Here is a 20,724-nt window from a genome sequence, read left to right on the forward strand (position 1 = left end):
GATGATGCCCGTCCGTTTGTGGGACCAGAACGGACAGAAGGTCTGGCAGGGCAACGCCGATGCCTGGGGCAACTGCCAGCCAGAAACACTCAACAACACTATTCACCAGCCCCTCAGATTACCGGGGCAGTTTGAGGATGAACTGACAGGCATCGTCCAGAACCGGTTCCGGGATTACGATCCCGCCACCGGACGGTATCTGACGCCGGACCCCTATGGGATAAAGGGTGGGCTCAACAGTTATCGCTATACGCCGAATCCGGTCGATTATGTAGATCCTTTGGGGCTGGACTTTCAGCCCTGTGTCACAGCCTCTAATGCTGACAAGGCTGATGCTGCGCCAGTTTCTGAAAACGTACCCGCGGCCCAAGAAACAGCTGCTGAGGAGGGATTTGGGGCATTTGTTCTTGGCGGGGCTCGAGAGTTTTTGCATGATACTCTGGTTTCTGCCCACTCCTATATGACAGGATTAACGCCGGAAGAAATTGGGGATCCAATGGGCTTGTCGCCAAAAGATGGTGCGCAGGCAGCCGGGGCACAAGCGTACAAAGACAACGCTTTAGCGATAAACCTGGCGACAGCATTTATTCCGGGGCGGCACCAGAAGATTGCGCACGATATTGCTGACAGTATAGCCGAGGGTGTTCCTCACAAGATTTATTCAGAGGGCTTGGCCTATCGTACTGACTTACGTGAGCATTTGGCTGGCCCTCATGGGTTTAAAAAGAATGGTACTTTACATGGAACCCATAACCTGAATAATGCTATTGAAGCACTAGTTCAGAAAGGAGCAACTTATGAATTGACTCCGACTGGGGTTAAGGGTATTTCTGAACTTAATTATAAATATTTTAATGAGTCGAAGGGGAAGTATGTTAGTGGTCGCAAGACCGTTTATGATCCATCTATATATTCTGATGATGAGATTTTAAATATGTCGCAGAGTGTTGGTGAGCAAGCGTTTGAGATGTATAAGTCTGGAAATGTTCAGAATTTTTATGATATATCTAGTGGTGGTGTCAATTTTAGGGCGTATATTAATTTTGACCCTGATACAGGTGTTCCATTTGTTGGGAATGTTCATCCTATAAATTAGGAAGAAGCTCTAATGGACTTTTTTGAAAAAGCTTTTAATTGTAAGTTTGAGCCGAATAAAGATAAAGATGCAGCAATAAAATTTATATTAAATATTTTAATTGTTAATGGAAGCGTGGATCAGCTTGTTTCTCTGTTAGATCTATCCCAGAAAGTTGGATGTATAGAGGGAGACCCCGGATGGGAGTTAGAAAGAATTGAAGATAAAGATAGAGAGTTGCCTGGGTATGCAGAGTGGCCAAGTTGGGCATATTTCAGGGCGTATGTAGACCCAAGTTGCTTTGAGTTGGCGGTTCCAGAATCTTATTATGATTCTGAAGATTTTAAGGTTTTTCTTCGTCAAGCGATAACGGCATGCACGGATGCTGATGTAAGCTTAGGTAAATTGGCGGAACTGGTTGATGGTATTTAAATATGTAATATAAGATCTAATTTTGTGATTTGATATGCAAATAATTTTAAGTGGTCTCTTTTATGTATAGGTGGGTATTTTAAAATATATTATTTTGTGGGCTTTGGTGGAGTTTAATAAACTTTTGTATTATCTGGATTTTCTGTCATTTTTGTTGATTAAAAATATTAATTATGTGTGTTTGACGTTTGTGATAGGTTTTGCTATTGCTGATTGTGATCGCCTTGGTCAAACATTAATTTTATTGGCTTTAGGGACTCTGAATAAGCCCCCAAAATCAGCGATAGTACGGCCATCGTCAATCTCCCAGGATTCATAGCCACCATGGAGCGGATCACCTTCTTTGAAGCCGAATACCAGGTCAAAAAACGCAAAACACGCCGCGCGACAACTTTCTGAAACGAATAGACATGCTGATTCCCTAGAAGCCGCTGGAGAAGAAATCAACCAAGCCCCTTTTTAGGTCCCGTCAGAATTTGGTTTAGCGGCAAAACAAGTTGGGAGAGCCGCAGCCACTTCTAACCGATAAGCTCCGTGGGGTTACCAACAACAGTTTTGCCACCATGGGTAGCTTCATCACTCATCCGGGCAACGGCTTTGCCATTGATCAAAACGCTGGTTGAGCCGCCGGTAATGGTGTCGGTGGACCTGTACAGACAAGTTTGTCCCTCTGGAGTGCGACTGGCAGTGGTACCTCCGTGACCCGCAGACCGACGAGCCTCTGATTACCCTGATTGACGGCCAGCCCTACTACTACGAACTGGACCACCGGATGATGCCCGTCCGTTTGTGGGATCAGAACGGCCAGCAGGTCTGGCAGGGCAACGCAGATGCCTGGGGTAACTGCCAGCCAGAAACACTCAACAACGCCATTCACCAGCCACTCAGATTACCGGGACAGTTTGAGGATGAACTGACAGGCATCGTCCAGAACCGGTTCCGGGATTACGATCCCGCTACCGGCCGGTATCTGACGCCGGACCCATATGGGATAAAGGGTGGGCTCAACAGTTACCGGTATACACCGAATCCGGTGGATTATGTTGATCCTTTGGGGCTGGATTTTGAGCCCTGTGTCACAGCCTCTAATGTTAACAAGGCTGATGCTGCGCCAGTTTCTGAAAACGTACCCGCGGCCCAAGAAACAGCTGCTGAGGAGGGATTTGGGGCATTTGTTCTTGGCGGGGCTCGAGAGTTTTTGCATGATACTCTGGTTTCCGCCCATTCCTATATGACAGGGTTAACGCCCGAAGAAATCGGAGATCCAATGGGTTTGTCGCCAAACGGTGGTGCGCAAGCAGCCGGATCGCAAGCTTACAAAGACAACGCTTTGGCGATAAATCTGGCGACAGCATTTATTCCGGGACGGCAGCAGAAGGTAGCGCGTGACATAGGAGATAAGTTAATTGTTGCTCAACGAGTAGCAGAGCTTGACCTTGAAGGGCATGCTGTAGTTAGACATGGGGGCCCAAGTCGGGTTACGGACCTCCAACTAGAAGATCGAGCAGTGAGAGGGATTGACCCGGCATCAGGGACAACGTTTGACGCATTTAACTCAGCTAGAGATGGCAGCCCAAAACTTCACAAAGTAGGTAGAAATGCAACAGCGTTTACTAGTGATGACGCTTTGGTGCATGCTGATGACGTTGCTCGAAGCTCTAGGCAGTTTGAAGAAAATATCGCTACCGCTCGAGCGAATGGAGATATGTTTGTCGACCCGGTTGAACTTCCCTTGACGGACGTTTTTGGAGACAACTATAAAAGTAATGTACGCGGTGTCACTCGCTTGGGTAGTAAAAAAAATCCAACTGGACATGTAGATACTGACTTTACAGGTGGCTCAGTTAAGGCCATATACCGACTTGATCAAAATGGTAGTGTTAACTTGCACACCTTGTACCCGAACCCAAAGCCTTAAGAGGGAAAGATGAGTGATATAAAAGAGCCACTACGAACGGTGTTGAGAAAGTATTGCCACGTTGAGTGCTACGACCCCCAGTTAATAAAAGAAGCGATAAAAAACGGGGAGGGGTTCCCTTACAATGTGGATTTGCTTAAAAATCAGCTACGGGAAGCTATTGACAAAAAATTAATTTCGCCAAATGAATATGAAGACCTGACTGAGGAGGACTTTGACTCGCAAGAGGATTTGCAGGCTTGGTTGGAGGAGTTTCTGGCAGAGCTTCCGTGAACACCCCGGCCTCTGGGCACAACGCACAGAGCGAGAGCCCGCTGGCCGGGTACTGACCCAGACCAGCCAGGGCAAAGACCGCAAAGCCGCCACCCGCCAATACCGCTACGACGCCTTTGGCCGTCGCACCCACGGCAGTTGTGCCGACCGCAAACTACATTGGGCCTATAACAACCTCGGCCAGATTGCCGAACACCATCAGGACCAGCACAAGACCACCTACAGTTACGGCCCCGGTGGCCGGATTGAGCAGATACAGCTTCCTGACGGCACCCGCGTCCGTTACGGCTATGACCCGCAGGGCCGCTGGCACACCCTGAGCGTGAATGGCGATACCCTGATCCGGCGCAGCTTCGACAGCCAGAGCCGGGAAACCACCCGTACTGCCGGCGCCAACAGCCAAAGCCAGCTGCACGACCGCTACGGCTGCCTGATCAAACGCAAATGGCAGGGCCAGCAAAGCGCCATCCGTCGTTACCGCTGGGATGCTGAAAACCGCCTGGAAGCCACCGAAGACAGCCTGACCGGCAACACCGAATACCAACGGGATGGCCAGGGCCAGCTGATCCGGGAAAACGACACAGAGTTCCACTACGACCTGGGCGGCAACCGGGTACCCGAAGGTGGTCAACTCCAGCAGGACCGACTGGTCGCCACCGCTGAAGGCAAACGCCAGTACGATGCCCTGGGTGCAGAAGTCCGGATCACCGGCCAAACCACCGAGCACCGCACCTTCGACGCCGAAGGCCAGCTGATCGAACTCAAACGCCCCGGCCTGCACATCACCTACAGCTACGACGCACTGGGTAGGCGAGCCTGGCGAAAAACCGACGCAGGCACCACCCGCTACCTGTGGCACAACGACGTACTGCTGGGGGAGCAGAACCCCAGAGGCGACTGGCAGTGGTACCTCCGTGACCCACAAACCGACGAACCTCTGCTCACCCTGATCGACGGCCAGCCCTACTTCTACGAACTGGACCACCGGATGATGCCCGTCCGTTTGTGGGATCAGAACGGCCAGAAGGTCTGGCAGGGCAACGCCGATGCCTGGGGCAACTGCCAGCCTGAAACACTCAACAACGCCATTCACCAGCCCCTAAGATTACCGGGCCAGTTTGAGGATGAACTGACAGGCATCGTCCATAACCGGTTCCGGGAATACGATCCCGCCACCGGCCGGTATCTGACGCCGGATCCATATGGGATAAAGGGTGGGCTAAATGCCTACCGCTACACCAAAAATCCGATAGATTTTGTGGACCCGTTGGGATTGGAGTTTAAGGCGGTTGTCACCTCAGATAATGCCCATAAGGGGGAGGACGCACCGGTTCTGGATAACCTGGAACCGATGCAGGAAGTCCCTGTACCGGAAAGCCAGCTGTCACAACAATACCTTCACGAGACCGTGGGGCTGGATACGGTTGTTGTCGGACCTGATGGCCACGGTGAAACCATCGGCGCCCTGTATAGCAAAGTCTATGATCCCGAAGGCAANCAACTACCCGGCGTCGATAACCAAGCCGTTGAGGCGTTCAACGACGCCTACCGGCAAGCTGAGAGAATCAGTGAAANCCGGGNTGAAGGGTATACAATGGCCGCACAGGATGCTGCTTTGGGCATGGCGGCTGGGCCTGTTGCAGGTGTAGCGGCTGGAGCTGCGAAGAAGGCTGCTGGCCCATTGGTTAACAAAGCTAAGAGTGCTTTTCCGGGGCTGCATAGGGCAGACGTTACAATCTACAGCCAGTTGAATCGCGGGGAAACACTCCGCCAAAAATATAGCCATCTTTCAAGCACCGAACGAAGAGCGATTATTAATGAGAGGTTGGAAGAGTCTGCTGCGAACAGGCTAGCGGCATTAGAGCGATCTATTCCAAGGGCCCATTTTAAAGGTAGGCACGGAGCCCAAACAACATTAAGTGATCAGTTTGAGCGTGCTGTATATGGTATTGACCCTGTTACACAGAGGGCACGCTACCGTAGAGATGGAAGTTTGGTTACTCCAAATTCAACAAGGTTTTTAAGTCATAGAGACCAATATAATGCCATTAAAAGAGCCGAAACTATTTACAAAAATACTGGTAGTAGGGTTCTGGCAGAGCGACCAATTAAATTTGGATCGCAGGCTGGTGAAGGATTTTACGGAGGCACTGGAGTATATGATACTTCATATAGTGTGCAAGTTTGGTTTAAGCAAAGTGCAGAACCAATAACCGCGTTCCCTATTCTTGGGAAGTAATGAAAGGTTTGAATTTATGTCTAGAAGATTAGATGTATCGGCAGTGGTTAGTTTGATTAAAAATCTCGATACTGAAATGCTTAATGATGACGAATGGAATAGACTTAAAGAAGTTGACCCTAATCAAGAAGAGAAAATGCTAAAGGTGTTTGAAGAGTTCATTGTTTCTGATTATGAGGGTATGGATTCGAGGTCCAAGAGTTTGATAAGGGATGGCTTGAAAAGTATTCTATCTTCATATGAATTTGATTTTTCGTGTGTTTTGCAATTTATCGAGATGCCGTTTGAGCCGATAGATAAGCCAAGGAATTTTTTTTTATTGTTGTGGTATTCGCTTTTTAAAGAGCGGTTTTGGGATGATTTGGTTGTTTAAAATAATACTCCCAGCATTGCTAGGGAGACTCTGAGCTCTAATGGTACGAAGGTAAGCTAGCATCATGTATAATGTAGAATCTGTTCGCCAAGATTAATGTATTATCTTGAAGAGATTTGTCCGGTATGTGATGAGGGGGTGCTGGGCTTCCTCAGATGTAGTGACGGGAAAAAAATAATAATAATGTGTGAAGAGTGTAGCTCCGTTTGGTTGACCCCAGATGAAGTGGGCAAGCAGAATCCAATATACCCAGAAGCGCCTGACTTTTTGCTTCCTGACACTACTAGCATATCCATTAGTGGTGGTGATTCAGGGTGGGCCTCTCTCGAAGAGATAAAATTGGCGAGAATGTGCAGCTATGCTTCTGAGAACAGGAGTTATGAGCCGTAGTCAGAATTCGCTGACTATTGCTCCAAGAAGATGAGCAAAAAAACATGCCGATATGGAGCTATCTCCCGTCCAGTCAATGGCTTTTCCGTTGATGGAAACACTGACTGAACCACCGGTGATGGTGTCGGGGGGGGCTGCACAGACAAGCTTGTCGCCCTGGAGGGCAGCTGGTAGTGGTACCTCCGTGATCCACAAACCGACAAACCCATACTCACCCTGATCGACGGCCAGCCCTACTTCTACGAACTGGACCACCGGATGATGCCCGTTCGGTTGTGGGATACGAATGGTCAGAAGGTCTGGCAGGGCAACGCCGATGCCTGGGGCAACTGCCAGCCTGAAACGCTCAACAACGCCATTCACCAGCCCCTCAGATTACCGGGGCAGTTTGAGGATGAACTGACCGGGATCGTTCAGAACCGGTTTCGGGATTACGACCCCTCCACCGGAAGGTATCTGACACCGGATCCATACGGGATAAAGGGTGGGCTGAATGCCTACCGCTACACTAAAAACCCATTGGATTATGTAGACCCGCTGGGGTTGGAGTTTCAGGCGGTTGTCACCGCAGACAATGCCCATGCGGGGGAAGACGCACCGGTTCTGGGTAACCTGGAACCGATGCAAGAAGTCCCTGTACCGGAAAGTCAGCTGTCACAACAATACCTTCACGAGACCGTGGGGCTGGATACGGTTGTTGTCGGACCTGATGGCCACGGTGAAACCATCGGCGCCCTGTATAGCAAAGTCTATGATCCCGAAGGCAACCAACTACCCGGCGTCGATAACCAAGCCGTTGAGGCGTTCAACGACGCCTACCGGCAAGCTGAGAGCATCAGTGAAACCCGGGCTGAAGGGTATACAATGGCCGCACAGGATGTCGCTGTGGGAGTGGCGGCCGGGCCAGTTGCAGGTGTAGTGGCTGGGGCTGCGAAGACGGCAGCGGGAACGTTGGTTAACAAAGCTAAGAGTGCTCTTGGACTACTGAGAAAGACAGCTGTCCCAGATAGTAAATCTTTGATTAAACGTGAAAGTGGAGGGACGCTTGTCTTCCACGAAAATCTTGGTGGTCATACCATTAGGAAACATGTTGGGAGAACCGATCAGCAGCTGCTACAGCGGTTTGAGGCTGAGCCAGATATCTTAGGCTCATCTACCTATCCCGACATTGAAACAGCGCAAAGAGTAATAGGTGATGTGCTTTCAAGAAACCAGAGTAATATCCAAGATTGGTTAACAAACAGTCCTAAGCCAAGGCTCTCACTAAATGAAACGCTTGAATATGAAATTGGTCGAGTAATTCCACAAGGAGATACGCTTTCTCAGTCTTCCAATAAGTCATTTGTTCTATTGATTAAAGATCCTTTGACTCCCAAAGGTTATCGGGTTCATACATCATTTCCAAAGGCTAACGATTAGTGGTATCACATGAGTGAGATATTAGAATATTTCTTTGATGCATATTTTCATCAAGATTGGCGAGAGGATTATGCTTCGTCATTTAAGGCAGTTGAAGATTTTGCTAAATTTGAATCAATCGAGTCGAAGGCTAAGCTGGTCGGCGCTCTAAATGACTTGTTAAAAAAAGAAGATTTACCACAAAATACGATTAATAAACTTGGTGGAAACTTTAAGCCTGAATCTGAGGGTATGGAAGTTCGCGAATGGATAATCAGGGTGTTGGAGATACTTTGTAGATAGTATTCTGTACCGCTACGGCGGCCTTGGGCCGCCGGGCCTGGCGCAAAACCGAAGCGGGCACCACCCGCTACCTGTGGCACAACGACGTACTGCTGGGGGAACAGAATCCCAAAGGCGACTGGCAGTGGTACCTCCGTGATCCCCAAACCGACGAACCTCTGCTCACCCTGATCGACGGCCAGCCATACTTCTACGAACTGGACCACCGGATGATGCCCGTCCGTTTGTGGGATCAGAACGGCCAGAAGGTCTGGCAGGGCAACGCCGATGCCTGGGGCAACTGCCAGCCTGAAACACTCAACAACGCCATTCACCAGCCCCTCAGATTACCGGGGCAGTTTGAGGATGAACTGACAGGCATCGTTCAGAACCGGTTTCGGGATTATGATCCCGCCACCGGCCGGTATCTGACGCCGGATCCGTTGGGGCTAAAAGGCGGCCTCAACAGTTATCGCTACACTCAGAACCCTGTGGATTACATTGACCCGCTAGGACTGTGTGATCAGCAGGAGGTCAGCAAAGGCGTCTTCGCTTCCCTCACGGACGGAGCTCTTAATGCGCTGGCCTGGGTGGACGAAAAAACCACCATCCCGGCCTTGGCCGACCTCCAGACCAGTATGCTGGACGGGCTGGATGACATGGGAGCCAGAGCACACGCCAGTGGCAACAGTTGGGCGGCTCCGCTTCTTGGGGTGACCTACGCCGCCACCTATACCCTGATGCCGACCAGTGCTCTGGATATTGTGCCGGGTGGCAAAGCGGGTAAGCTGGGCAAGGTTGCCAAGAACGGTGACGAGGCAGCGGAGGCTAGCAGCAAGATTGCACAGCACTCGAACGCTACGCCAACAACAGCGTTAACATCCTCTCCTGTATCCCGAAAGACACCGGACGACTTCAACGGAGTCCACAAATCGGCTAACCATCGAAAAGCGGCTGCAGGTGAGTACAATGCCCACGCCTTGATGGTAGAAAAAGGCTTCAAACCGCTGGGCAATACCACCGGCGAGTATAAGCCGGGCAAGAACGGCATTGATGGGATATACGCCCACCCCAACCCACCGCCGGACTATGTGATTACCGAAGCCAAGTACAACAAAGCGCGCATGTGCAAGACGGCGGATGGGCGCCAGATGTGTGATGACTGGGTGTCGGACAAGCGGCTTGAAGAGGCAGGGCTGAGTCGTTCAGAAAGGCGGCAGGTACTGCGAGGACTTAACAGAGAGGATGGCACTGTAGAAAAATACCTAGTTCGCACCAAGCCAGATGGCACTATAACTACCCGGACGCTTAACAAAAAAGGTTATCTATCCGGCACACCCGATGGATTTTAACAGGAGCGCATGATGGTTAGAGATCCCATAAAATCCAAAGAATATTTTAATGACAACATTGCATTTCGGTTGGAGTGTCTGAGCGAAGATAAGGCCGATCTTGCAAATCCAGAGATCTTAAAGCCGACAGTTAGAGTGAACATATCAGTAGGAGTGATAGGCGACACCTTGATTTTACTCGAACTCCGCTATTCCCGCGGCGATGCCATTGCCGACATGAAAGAAGACGTTCAGCAATTGCTGACTTACCGCCGTTTACAAGCGGCGCATGCCGATGCCTTGCCAGAAGAGGATCAGTCGGATCGTATCATGTGGGAGCGGTTGACCCAGGATCGTTACGAACTGTTCCTGCAATGGCTGGCCTTCGCCGTGGGTGTAGGCATGGATGCTGCTTATATCAAAGAGACAATCGGTTTCATGGACAATCAGGGACTGGATGCTCTGTTTGATCGAATCTGTATCCAACTGGGCGATACCAACCGACCGGTGGCGGACAAACTGCTGTACAAAAAACACTACGCCCCCCTGCTCAAGGTTCTGGATGCCGAGCCTTCCGATCGACCGGCTCTGATGAAAAACTTTCTGGATGGCTGGTACAAGAATCGAAAAGATCGACCGGGATACGATGCGCATACCCGTGATAACGATGGATACTACGGCTACTGGTGCTATGAGGCAGCTCTGGTAACCCGCTTGTTTGATATTGACGACAGCTGCTATCGGGATCACCGCTATTACCCGGCCGCTCTGGTTCACGGAGACTGATATGTTTCGCGACACCCGCCGCAGCCGCGAGTATTTTGAAGAGCTCTTGCCGGAGTTTGAAGAAGGGATTGAAGGCACCCAGCAAGGGCTCGACGACGGTGACTTCGCTCTGCCGGATGAACGGGTAGACGCTGCCCAGCAGTTGTATGAACTCGCTATCTTAAGGTGCATAGCCCATTACTCCAACGGAGCATCCCGAGAACAGCTAGCCCCTCTGGTGGCCGCTATCCTGCCGCTGCGCCGGCAACTGAAAACCGAAGCCGATGGCTTGCCCGTCAATCAACAGGTATACCGCAAGCCGTTTGAGCAGTTCGGAGAGCAGGGGACAGCTTGTGGCTCCCCGAACCTCAATCGGTATGTGTATGCCCTGTGGTGGCTGTCCTTGTTGGTCGCCACGGGCTTGGACCAGAACCACCGGGAAGAGGCGTTAGCGCTGATTGACAATGAAGGAAAAGACGCGCTTCTGGATACCCTGAGCCAGTACCTAAAGAGATCCGATGGCCCTGTGTCAGGCCAGTTGCTCTACCCCGAACTCTATCAGCCCTTACTGGACTGCTTCCGGAGCACTCCAGACGCCCGGCCAGGGCTGATCCGTAACTTTCTGGATGGCTGGTACGACCAACTCAAGGAGGCCGATTGGTACGAAAACCACCGGTGCGAACTGGAGTGTGTGTACACGGAGTATTACGTAGGGTATTGGAGCTTGGAAGCGGTATTGGTGGTTAACCTGCTGGACATTGATGACGCTCTCTTCAGAGATCACATGTACTACCCGGCGGCTCTGAGGATCTGATGTCTCTCATCGCAGGAGTGTAAGGGAGCTATAAGTTGGCGGTAAAAACGAGAAACCATAGAATCCGATGGCCGTAGCCACCGCTGGCACTACAACGACCTGGGCTTCTGCATAAAACCGCAGCGGGCACCACCCGCTACCTGTGGCACAACGACGTATTGCTGGGAGAACAGAACCCCAGAGGCGACTGGCAGTGGTACCTCCGTGATCCCCAAACCGACGAACCCCTGCTCACCCTGATCGACGGCCAGCCATACTTCTACGAACTGGACCACCGGATGATGCCCGTCCGTTTGTGGGATCAGAACGGCCAGAAGGTCTGGCAGGGCAACGCCGATGCCTGGGGCAACTGCCAGCCTGAAACACTCAACAACGCCATTCACCAGCCACTCAGATTACCGGGCCAGTTTGAGGATGAACTGACAGGCATCGTCCAGAACCGGTTCCGGGATTACGATCCTGCCACCGGCCGGTATCTGACGCCGGACCCATATGGGATAAAGGGTGGGCTCAACAGTTATCGCTACACTCAGAACCCTGTTGATTACATTGACCCGTTAGGGCTTTGTGATGAACAGCAAGCGCAGAAAGGGTTGCTTGCATCACTCTGGAGCGGCACCATCGATACGCTGGCCTGGGTGGATGAAAAAACCAGGATCCCGGCCTTGGCAGATCTTCAGACCAGCATCCTGGAAGGGCTGGATGACATGGGAGCCAGGGCCCATGCCAGCGGCAACAGCTGGGCTGTCCCGCTTCTTGGGGTGACCTACGCAGCCACCTATACTCTGATGCCGGTCAGTGCTTTGGATGTGGTGCCAGGTGGTAAGGCGGGTAAGCTGGGAAAATTGGGGGAAAGTGCGGCGGATGCTGGGCAGGCGGCGAGACGGGTTGATGTTCCAAGCAAAGTAGAACCGGGTGTTCCAACATATTAAACTCCTTTTAGCCCTCTAACAAAGGCTCAGAGAATAGATCTGAAAGCCAAGTTGGCGTTGAGGAAAATAACGAAGGATGAGTTCCGGCGATTAGAATGGGATAGACGATTTGCTAATCGAAGAGCAACAGGAGTTCGCAAATTCTGGGCCGAAGAACGGGCCAGATTGAGAGCCGGTGAATCTGGGACTAGAAATTGGACTACTGAACAAAAAGACGCAATATTGTCTGGAAAGAGACCGCAATATAATGGGGAAACTATACAGGGGCATCATAAATACAATGCTCTGGACCATCCTCAGATGGCTAATGATCCCACAAATATCTATCCTGCAACTAAAACGGAGCATTTCGAGCGATGGCATGGTGGAGACTGGCGAAATGATACGTTTGGCGAACCGTCCAATCCACTATTCTTGGAGGAATTTTAAGTGTCTAATATTGTCGTGGTTGTAAATGAAAAGAATGTCGATGTGTCAGTGTTGAAAGAGTTGCACAAAATATTGGGCGGATCTTTAACAAAGATTCGTACTGAAATAAGTAAGGGGCTTCCAATTATAGAAATGGAGATTTTTGACAGCCAATATGAAGAGAAGGCCAGCTTGCTAAGAAGATTGATTTTTTTGATTAGTTGTACCGGGTTGAAAGTTAGGGTATATGAACTTCCTGAAGGAGACTCGTTCGAAACTAGCAGTGTGCGAAATGAGTCGTTAATTAGCATAGAGACTCTTGAAAACATACTTGGTTCTTCAGATGATGAGATGAATAGACAATTGGATATGTAAATCGGTTGTTCCAACCAAGATTTTTTGTATTTTTCACGCGTTGTCAAGAAGCCAGTTCAAAAGCTTTTCGCAAGTTGTTAGCGAAAATGTAGAGGTTTAATGATTCCGGACACCAACGTAGGTATTTGGGTCGCAATAATAAGCGAGATGTCCGATGACCAGAAAGCGACGTTCATTTCCTCCTGAGTTCAAGGAAGCCGCCAGTTTGGTGGTGATCTAGGCCTGCACGATTCCACAGGTAATATGATCTTTAGGGGGGGGGGGAGAAGCACGATCTTGGCCGCCCCGCCTTTTTATTTTTAGTCAGAAACTTTGGTGTGGCTCAAAAAATGAGGCAGTGCTCTTTTAACCAATAAGCACCGTCGGATTACCAGCCACGATCTTGCCGCCATGGGGGGTACTATCACCCATCCGGGCAACGGCTTTGCCATTGTGACCTGCCCCCAGTCTTTAATCCAACTGCTCCCTAGTAATGTCCGTTATTTTTGGATCAGTTTTTCCAAGTCGGAGAGCGGAGGCAAACTCCAGAGGTGTCCGATACCCCAAGGATGAATGCGGACGCTGCTCATTGTAATCCTGTCACCAATTACTGATTTTCTCCCGGGCATGAGCAAGGTCACGGAACCAGTGCTCATTCAGGCACTCGTCCCGGAATTTCCCGTTGAAGCTCTCGATGTAACCATTCTGCATCGGCTTTCCCGGCTGAATCAGCTTCAGTTCAACACCGTGGCGGTAGGCCCATTGATCGAGTGCTTTGCCAGTGAATTCCGGGCCCTGGTCAGTTCTGACGGCTTTGGGGTAACCTCGGAAGGCCGCAATGCCATCCAGGGTACGGACTACCTGTTCACCTGAGATGCCCATTGCCACGGGAATGTCGAGACATTCCTTGGTGAAATCATCCACGATCGTCAGGCATTTGATCCTGCGCCCGTTGGCCAGGGAATCCATCACGAAGTCCATGGACCACGTATGATTCGGTGCCCCTGGCAACACCAGGGGCTGACGTTCCACCATCACGCCTTTGCGTCGCTTGCGTTTGCGGACAGCCAGGCCGGCCTCCCGGTAAAGCCGATAAACCTTCTTGTGATTCACCTCCGTACCCTCTCGACGCAGCAACTGGTGAACACGCCGATACCCAAACCTTCGGCGTTCGAACGCGATGGCTTTGATACGTTCCGTCAGTTCGCGATCTTCTGGAGAACGCTGAGACTGATAACGCATGGTTGCGCGGGATAACCCGACGAGTGAACAGGCTTTGCGCTCAGATATCGTTGTCTCTGACAGCATGGTGCGCACCGCCTCGCGCTTGTTCCCGACGGTCAGTACTTTCGGTTGAGAGCCGCCTTCAGAGCTTCTGCATCAAGCATGGACTCGGCCAGCAATTTCTTGAGCCGGGCATTCTCTTCCTCCAGGGCCTTCAGCCGACGTGCTTCAGAGACTTCCAGGCCGCCATATTTCTTGCGCCAGGTGTAAAAGGTTGCGTCTGAGATGTTGTACTTCCGGCACAGCTCTTTGACCGGCAGGCCAGCCTCGGCTTCCTTCAGAATGGGTATGATCTGTTCTTCGGTGAATCGCTTCTTCATGTTCATCGTCCTCTCTGGTGATGAACATTACTAAGATCACGATGGATTAGAAAGTTGGGAGCAGGTCAAGCCACCTGTTTGACGGCTTCAATTTTGAATTCTTCGGTGTAGCGTGGGTTGCTCATTGAACCTCCTGGATACCTTGATTATAAGGCCTGGAGGTGTCTATGAAACTAGGGGCGATTCAGAATGCCGTGGAGGGCTGGTTTGGTCAGTTGGAACGCCGCGCTTTATACCGTGGAATTTTTACCAGTGTCCGCGAACTGAAGAAGGCGATTCGCCGCTTTATCCAAATTCATAATGAGAAGCTGGCAAAGCCGTTCCGCTGGCACAAAAGCGCGGAATCGATTATGACGTCAGTGACGCGAGCAAAGCTGAGCGCGATTGATAATAAACAAATGGATTACCCAGATGGAACGCTAGTCCCAGCGGCATATACTGAAAGCGGCGTGGGAAAAGCTAGGGTGTTCGTAATTGCTGAACGCAAACTCCATTTCAGGTGTGGTCAGATCACAATTTAGCGCCGCTAACTTCTCGGCAACCGCTCGGTGCGGCCCAAATTCATCGGTTAAGTACCAAAGCAAGTATTTCTCGCCTTCGTAGACCAAACTGATGACTTGGCGAATTCTTGTTTCGTCAAAGAGCTGTCCTGGGCGTCTGGATTTGATGACTTTTTCTGGAAAACTGAACTGGCCGTTAGAGTCAGTTCGGGTTGTTTCTCCATAATTTTTGTCGTAATCGAGACTTCGGTATACCTCAACGTTTTCCAGAGGAACTCCGTTATTGCGGACACTTCCGTGCACCTCCGGGGAAAGGTGAACATCGTATTTCTTAAAAAATTGCGTTATCAGATCAAACATACCTGCATTGGCCTCGTGAGGAATAACAATGCTTGCGAGAAACAGCAAAGCTATAGCGGGAGGGAGAAGCAACGAGTGTGGTTTTATCGACATGCTTACTACCAGTGGTGAACGCCTTGATTTCTGTCTAATCGGCGTGATACTCGGCATTGATATCAGAAAGGCTATAGGTTGGTGAACGCAATTTGATTTTGAGGTCTTCGTCAAAACAGAGTAGTGGCGAGCGTGACCAGACACGAACCGCCCACTTACCAGTTAGCACAAATGACCCCTGACATTGTGTGTACCCGTTGGCTTGGAAACTCTGAGACCAGAGAGTGTTTCCGATATAGCGCCCCATAAATACGCATAAAACACCTAATACAATCAAGGTACTAAGAGGCTTTAGCCAATGCCGGTCAAACTGAGTGCTTCTCCGGCCAATTACACCAATCCAAATGCCATAAAGGCCAAATACAAAGAGCGCTACTAGCAGCAAAGGAACACCGTAAAATGCAGAAATACCGGTATCCTCCACTAATATTGCTGCATTTTCGGCCAGCCAGATGTCGTATTGTTGATGGGTCTCCGCTATTCCCCATATCGCAAAAATAACTAATGCAATGGTTAATGAAAGGAAAAATAGGCCGCCAAGAAAGGCGACCTTCCGATCTGTTCGCGGCTGCTGTTGATCAGGTTTCACAGTTCTTTGAGAGCCTGTTTCACAACGCGGTAAAGCACGTTTTTGGTTTGGTCAAACACCCATTTGATAAATTGGTAAGTGAGGCTCACAACATCGACCGTTAACTTCCCAGCGAACACCAGCATATGCCCCAGCAATCCGGCAGTCTGCTCGGCAAAGCGAACAGATGCCTTGGCGACTTCCTCCAACGTGCGAGCAACTAAGTCGTAAAAGGTAAGGGTTGTACCAATGCCAGCCTGAACAAGAACTATATGGTAGTAACCCGCATCTTTTAGCAGTGTTATTAACGCCGCGCCGATCTTGTCGGCCCACAAGGTGCTAAAAGAAGCTTGGTAGCGGTCTTGGTATTTTAGTCGGACGGGTTGATTGAGAAAGTTGTTAGAGCTCTTCTGTAAACCCTTCCAGCCATTGCTTTTAGCTGTATTTCGATAGCCCGGATTTGCATCTAGCCCCATGCCATGTGCATGTTTGCTGATGCCTTGGCCTCCGTCGAGCCGGAATTCGCTGCCATTGTTCGGCGCATGGGTAAATGGCCAGAGCGGGACTTTGGGGACCGGGTCTGCACCATGGGTGCAGCGGTAAATTTTCTCGCATCCGAAAGTCGACTTTTCGGCAAAACCGTTCAGGCCTACGCGCGGCGCTCCAAACGTATATAATTTAACAGATTTTTTATAGCGTATTCGAACCCATTCCGCAGCCAATCCTGCCAGGGCTCCGCCCAGACTATGGCCTACGCAATGCACTGTGCCGTGGCCTGTGTTGCTGATTCTCGGTGTTAAGATTCTTTCCAGGGCTGGCTTCATGCTTTCGAAGGTATCGTTGAAGCCTGCGTGAACCGTCGAGCCGTTGTAGCCTACAGACACCCCGACGTTTCCATTTGTAAGCCAGTCTTGTGCGGTTCGGGTTCCACGAACGGCAATTACATGATCATTTTTGAATGCAGCATTTTTACCTTCTCCAACCAAAGCAAAGCCTGAGGATTTCTGGAAGAATCCAAAAAAGCCTCCCGAAACCCCATGGATAGGGCCACGAGAAAGATCGAAATCGAAGACGTTGTCGACTTCCATGCCACCAGTAAACAGCCGATAGTCGCCCGCGATGTTTGCTTCCCGGATCTGGTAAACCAAATCTGCCAGTTCAGAGGCAATTCTCGGAGATAGTGTTGCCATATAAGTTCCTTTTATATGCGTTCATGTGTCTGATTAATGCTAGTCCCAGCGACATATCGTGGCAGCAGCATGATTGAAATCTGGATGTTCAAGGTTTTTGAAGACAACCACCGTTTCAGGTGTGGTCAGATCGCAATTCAGTGTTCCTAGCCGCTCGGTAATTGCCTGGGATGGCCCGGCTTCACCGGTCAAGTACCAGAGCAGGTATTTTTCGCCTTCATAGGTCAACCCTACTATTTGCCGGATTCTCGTTTCGTCGAAGAGTTTCCCGGGGCGTCTGGATTTGATCACTTTTTCCGGGAAGCTGAACCGACCATTTGAGTCGGTTCTGACTCTATCGACGTACTCTTTGTCGTAATCAAGAGTTCGGTAGACCTCAATGTTTTCCAGAGGAATTCCGTTGTTGCTGACACTTCCGTGCACCTCCGGGGACAGATGGACATCGTATTTCTTAAAGTATTGCGTTATCTGATCAAACATACCTGCATTAGCCTCATGAGGAATAACAAAGCTTGCAAATAGCAGCAAAGCTATAGCGGGACGGAGAAGCAATGAGTGTGATTTTGTCGACATGCTTACTACCAGCTGTGAACGCCTTAATCTCTGTCTGGTTGGCGTGATACTCGGCTAGGTACTGGTTTTTCAATGCTTGGAGATCGGAGCGTTTCCCGAAGAGGGAGCACGGATATAATGGAGAGGGATTTCGGGCAGTTCATCGGCAACATATCCTATGTTGAATTTTGCCACACTTGAAAGCGGGCCATCCTTGAAAGCACGTTGGGAATGCTTAGTCGAGATCAAGCTACTTGAAATAAAAAAGAATCTCAACACCCCAATTGGCTCTGTGCATACCGGGAATATGCCTTGGAAAAGGCATCGGGTAAATCCTGCCTAATCAGCCCACTGCCACGGCGGCGCATCCAACAGTCCTTGTCCCTGAATGATGGTTTCACCAAGCTCCTTGTTCAGCGCAATAGAATTACACTCACTGTCTTCTTCCAGCGTGGCCACCAGTCTTGGGGCATGGGATACCACCCAAACCTGAGTCTCTCGCGATGCGCGGATAATCAGGCGACCGAGGGCTGGCAGAAGATCCGGGTGCAGACTGGTTTCGGGCTCGTTTAATACCAGCAGGGAAGGGGGCCGGGGCGTGAGCAAGGCGGCTACCAGAAGCAGGTAACGAAGCGTACCATCCGAAAGCTCAGCCTGGTTCAGGGGGCGCAAAAGTCCGTCCTGCAGTAACTGCAATACGAAGCGGTTTCCGGCGTCTGCGGTAAAGTTAATTGTTGCTCCCGGAAACGCATCTTCAATCGCGTCGTATAACGCCTGACGGTCGCCAATTTCATGGATGGTCCGCAATGCTGCGACCAGGCTGTGGCCGTCATGATCAAGCACCGGAGTGCGTGTTCCTATCTGCGGTGTGCGGATGATGGATTGCGGGTCGGTCCGGAACTGATCGTAGAAGCGCCAGTTGCGGATGGTTTGTCGAACGGCATGCACCTCTGGCACCGCTACCGGGTCGCTGATTTCGTTCAAGATGCTTTCGTACGAATTAAGGTGCGCGTTGTACACCTCCCACGTTCGGCCGGAGCGTACTTTCACCACGGGGCCTACGCGGTCGATCAAGTAGCTACTGGGTCTGCAAACATCGCCAACCCAAATGCACTCGCGCTTTATCTCCGGGTCGAATTGAAACATGGAGGGGTCTTGGTAGCCTGCAAACCCCTGTGGTGCTGGCATCCCAAGCGATATGGCGTAACCGAAGTCTTCGCCTACAAAACCTAATCTCAGGCGAGGGTTTTGTTTTTTGGCGGAGCCTTGAACGGGTGCAGAACCCTCCTTCATGCCTTTGGTGAGTTGATCCGGCCCGGCCCAGAATGTGTAATCCAAACCGCCCTCTTGAGCAATCGATGAGATAAGGTTGCCTTTCGCGGTTTCTGCGAGTAACCGAAGCGACTTGTACAGGTTGGATTTGCCACAACCGTTGGGCCCGGTAACTACATTGAGCCCCGCCAGGGGCGAGACAATACTCTTCAGGCTGCGGTAGTTGGATACTGCAAATGCTTTGATCATACGCCCGAACTCAATGATGGCTGACTGAGCATGAAAGCGCCTTCATACTCCGGTAGGGGGTAATGTTACGCGAAAAACGATCAGGCGACGGCCCTTCGCTTTTGCATCTATTGGCGTGCTGTAATCCCCCCCCAGAAAATAATCGAGGTTTTGAGTAGAGATTTTTACAATGATCGCAAAAGGAGCGACAGATGAAGAAGTCTCGATTCAGCGACAGCTAAATCATGGCAACCTTGAAGCAGTACGAAGCCGGGGTTCCGGTTGCCGAGCTGGCTTGAGCGCTTCAACCGCACAGCATGAATGGTTGGATCTGCACCAGTTCAACAGCGTTCCCCATGCCCGGTTATTAGCCACGCAATGGCTGTGGCAATACAATAACGAACGACCAAATATAGCGATTGGAGGCATCCTTCCAGCCAGGCGGCGAAAGGCAGCTTAACCCTCTGCTCAAAAGGGTGGTTAAAATGGGGGGATTACACAACATACCCGCGTCAACCAGTCACGTCGCTGTATGGTAAGCAATCAAAGTACACCAGATGGAGTTTTCGTGATTCCGTGTCAAAAACAACTGCCCATGATTCTGGCTTTTGGCTGGATGTCGGTTGCCAGCGCTGATGAAGATTGTCTGGCGTCAGCCCAGACGGACCTGGAACGTATTTACTGTGAGGTTGTGGCGCGTGGTGGTGCGGGCCTGCCTTCTATGATGGATTTCAGGCGTAATGATTCAAGGGTGCAGGCGCTCTTGTTGCGTCAGCCGGCCAGGAGTCTGGGGCTGACATTGCCTGAGGTTTCCGCCATTCCTGAACCAGAGGTGGCCAGGCAAACAGAGGAGCCCGCGAAAGAATCCGGCTCTGAGCTTGCGATTACCCGAGTGTTGGCGGGTTGCCAATTGCAGGAAGAACTCATTCAGTGTCCGGGCGTGGCCTATGAACTGGCAGCTAATCGTTCACTGGAAACATTGGACGACGGCGTTCTGGAACCGGGTAATCGCCTTGGAATAGTGCCTTTCGATGGTGAGCGTAATGATGATGAAGCCGTACGAACCTATCTTTCGGCCGCCTATGATCGTTACATTCCCCAAATGCTGGCCATTGGCCTTGGCGCGAATACCATGAGCTTTACGGCGTTTCACAACGCCTTTCATACTCTGGAAAGCGGCGGCGTTGATTTTTCCGAGCGCATGGAAAAGACCTACGAGCTGCTCAAACAGGATCGAAAAACTCTGGGCTTGAAGGCCCGTTATCACAATGAGTTGCCAGAAAGCCTGTCTCTGTGTGAAACCATCAATCGCGACGTTATTGTGTGCGACAACGTTAGGACCAACTGGGTTTTTGTCCGGGCGGATTAATAGT

General features: G+C 50.7%; 21 protein-coding genes and 4 pseudogenes. 17 read left to right on the plus strand and 8 right to left on the minus strand.

Annotated features, from left to right (window positions below; all coding sequences use genetic code 11):
- Position 1 precedes the first annotated feature (1 nt).
- The gene (locus CPA50_RS02085) at positions 2-1,096 is read left to right on the plus strand and encodes an RHS repeat-associated core domain-containing protein (protein WP_096780826.1); all 1,095 of its coding nucleotides are present in this window, start codon (positions 2-4) and stop codon (positions 1,094-1,096) included.
- Between the two features lie 12 nt (positions 1,097-1,108).
- The gene (locus CPA50_RS02090; RefSeq protein ID WP_096780827.1) at positions 1,109-1,507 is read left to right on the plus strand and encodes a hypothetical protein; all 399 of its coding nucleotides are present in this window, start codon (positions 1,109-1,111) and stop codon (positions 1,505-1,507) included.
- 518 nt (positions 1,508-2,025) lie between these two features.
- Here the strand turns inward: CPA50_RS02090 and CPA50_RS19880 are convergent.
- Positions 2,026-2,193 (minus strand): annotated as a pseudogene (locus CPA50_RS19880) (PAAR domain-containing protein); the annotation flags it as partial.
- 74 nt (positions 2,194-2,267) lie between these two features.
- On the opposite strand from CPA50_RS19880, the gene CPA50_RS02100 reads away from it, so the two are divergent.
- From CPA50_RS02100 to CPA50_RS02115, 4 genes are all read left to right on the plus strand, one after another.
- A complete protein-coding gene (locus CPA50_RS02100; RefSeq protein ID WP_227519565.1) occupies positions 2,268-3,425 on the plus strand; it encodes an RHS repeat-associated core domain-containing protein in 1,158 nt (385 codons plus the stop codon).
- A 9-nt stretch (positions 3,426-3,434) separates the two neighbouring features.
- Positions 3,435-3,698: a hypothetical protein gene (locus CPA50_RS02105; RefSeq protein WP_096780829.1), complete on the plus strand. Its 264-nt coding sequence runs from the start codon at positions 3,435-3,437 to the stop codon at positions 3,696-3,698.
- On the plus strand, positions 3,640-5,937 hold the full coding sequence (locus CPA50_RS02110; protein ID WP_096780830.1) for an RHS repeat domain-containing protein: 2,298 nt from the start codon (positions 3,640-3,642) through the stop codon (positions 5,935-5,937). Before CPA50_RS02105 ends, CPA50_RS02110 begins: the two co-directional genes overlap by 59 nt.
- Before the next feature lie 16 nt (positions 5,938-5,953).
- Positions 5,954-6,310 (plus strand): hypothetical protein, encoded by a 357-nt coding sequence (locus CPA50_RS02115; protein ID WP_096780831.1) that lies wholly within the window; start codon positions 5,954-5,956, stop codon positions 6,308-6,310.
- A gap of 390 nt (positions 6,311-6,700) precedes the next feature.
- Here CPA50_RS02115 and CPA50_RS19585 read toward each other — a convergent pair whose 3' ends face one another.
- The gene (locus tag CPA50_RS19585; protein WP_227519453.1) at positions 6,701-6,955 is read right to left on the minus strand and encodes a hypothetical protein; all 255 of its coding nucleotides are present in this window, start codon (positions 6,953-6,955) and stop codon (positions 6,701-6,703) included.
- A gap of 3 nt (positions 6,956-6,958) precedes the next feature.
- Here CPA50_RS19585 and CPA50_RS02125 point away from each other — a divergent pair, with 3 nt between their 5' ends.
- From CPA50_RS02125 to CPA50_RS02160, 8 genes are all read left to right on the plus strand, one after another.
- Positions 6,959-8,119, plus strand: a complete 1,161-nt coding sequence (locus CPA50_RS02125; protein ID WP_096780832.1) for an RNase A-like domain-containing protein — start codon at positions 6,959-6,961, stop codon at positions 8,117-8,119.
- Positions 8,120-8,128: 9 nt separating this feature from the next.
- Positions 8,129-8,401: a contact-dependent growth inhibition system immunity protein gene (locus CPA50_RS02130; RefSeq protein WP_096780833.1), complete on the plus strand. Its 273-nt coding sequence runs from the start codon at positions 8,129-8,131 to the stop codon at positions 8,399-8,401.
- A gap of 23 nt (positions 8,402-8,424) precedes the next feature.
- Entirely contained in the window at positions 8,425-9,732 is a 1,308-nt protein-coding gene (locus CPA50_RS02135) for an RHS repeat-associated core domain-containing protein (RefSeq protein WP_096780834.1), read from the plus strand.
- 12 nt (positions 9,733-9,744) lie between these two features.
- Entirely contained in the window at positions 9,745-10,497 is a 753-nt protein-coding gene (locus CPA50_RS02140) for a PoNe immunity protein domain-containing protein (RefSeq protein WP_179397133.1), read from the plus strand.
- Position 10,498: 1 nt separating this feature from the next.
- Positions 10,499-11,290 carry a PoNe immunity protein domain-containing protein gene (locus tag CPA50_RS02145; protein ID WP_096780836.1) on the plus strand — a complete coding sequence of 264 codons (792 nt, stop codon included), beginning with the start codon at positions 10,499-10,501 and terminating at the stop codon, positions 11,288-11,290.
- 158 nt (positions 11,291-11,448) lie between these two features.
- The gene (locus CPA50_RS02150) at positions 11,449-12,222 is read left to right on the plus strand and encodes an RHS repeat-associated core domain-containing protein (protein ID WP_096780837.1); all 774 of its coding nucleotides are present in this window, start codon (positions 11,449-11,451) and stop codon (positions 12,220-12,222) included.
- Positions 12,223-12,279: 57 nt separating this feature from the next.
- Positions 12,280-12,651, plus strand: coding sequence for a hypothetical protein (locus CPA50_RS02155; RefSeq protein WP_227519567.1), 372 nt, complete (start codon positions 12,280-12,282; stop codon positions 12,649-12,651).
- Entirely contained in the window at positions 12,652-13,005 is a 354-nt protein-coding gene (locus tag CPA50_RS02160) for a hypothetical protein (protein ID WP_096780839.1), read from the plus strand. It begins immediately after the preceding gene.
- A 450-nt stretch (positions 13,006-13,455) separates the two neighbouring features.
- On the opposite strand, the pseudogene CPA50_RS02170 reads toward CPA50_RS02160, so the two are convergent.
- A pseudogene (locus CPA50_RS02170) lies at positions 13,456-14,588 on the minus strand (IS3 family transposase).
- A 188-nt stretch (positions 14,589-14,776) separates the two neighbouring features.
- On the opposite strand from CPA50_RS02170, the pseudogene CPA50_RS02175 reads away from it, so the two are divergent.
- A pseudogene (locus CPA50_RS02175) lies at positions 14,777-14,992 on the plus strand (IS630 family transposase); the annotation flags it as partial.
- 15 nt (positions 14,993-15,007) lie between these two features.
- Here CPA50_RS02175 and CPA50_RS19885 read toward each other — a convergent pair.
- The 5 genes from CPA50_RS19885 to CPA50_RS02200 form a co-directional block, all read right to left on the minus strand.
- Positions 15,008-15,598 carry a DUF6795 domain-containing protein gene (locus CPA50_RS19885; RefSeq protein ID WP_413772141.1) on the minus strand — a complete coding sequence of 197 codons (591 nt, stop codon included), beginning with the start codon at positions 15,596-15,598 and terminating at the stop codon, positions 15,008-15,010.
- Positions 15,576-16,130, minus strand: a complete 555-nt coding sequence (locus tag CPA50_RS02185) for a hypothetical protein (protein WP_096780840.1) — start codon at positions 16,128-16,130, stop codon at positions 15,576-15,578. The genes CPA50_RS19885 and CPA50_RS02185 overlap by 23 nt, the downstream gene beginning before the upstream one ends.
- Positions 16,127-17,299, minus strand: coding sequence for a lipase family protein (locus CPA50_RS02190; RefSeq protein WP_096780841.1), 1,173 nt, complete (start codon positions 17,297-17,299; stop codon positions 16,127-16,129). The genes CPA50_RS02185 and CPA50_RS02190 overlap by 4 nt, the downstream gene beginning before the upstream one ends.
- A 39-nt stretch (positions 17,300-17,338) precedes the next feature.
- Positions 17,339-17,872 carry a DUF6795 domain-containing protein gene (locus CPA50_RS02195; protein ID WP_227519454.1) on the minus strand — a complete coding sequence of 178 codons (534 nt, stop codon included), beginning with the start codon at positions 17,870-17,872 and terminating at the stop codon, positions 17,339-17,341.
- A gap of 318 nt (positions 17,873-18,190) precedes the next feature.
- Positions 18,191-19,372, minus strand: coding sequence for an AAA family ATPase (locus CPA50_RS02200; RefSeq protein ID WP_096780843.1), 1,182 nt, complete (start codon positions 19,370-19,372; stop codon positions 18,191-18,193).
- Positions 19,373-19,658: 286 nt separating this feature from the next.
- Between CPA50_RS02200 and CPA50_RS02205 the strand changes: the two are divergent.
- Positions 19,659-19,811: pseudogene (locus tag CPA50_RS02205) on the plus strand (integrase core domain-containing protein); the annotation flags it as partial.
- Between the two features lie 108 nt (positions 19,812-19,919).
- A complete protein-coding gene (locus CPA50_RS02210; protein ID WP_227519455.1) occupies positions 19,920-20,720 on the plus strand; it encodes a hypothetical protein in 801 nt (266 codons plus the stop codon).
- Positions 20,721-20,724: the final 4 nt, after the last annotated feature.

The sequence above is a fragment of the Marinobacter sp. ANT_B65 genome, assembly GCF_002407605.1.
In the GTDB taxonomy this organism is placed as follows: domain Bacteria; phylum Pseudomonadota; class Gammaproteobacteria; order Pseudomonadales; family Oleiphilaceae; genus Marinobacter.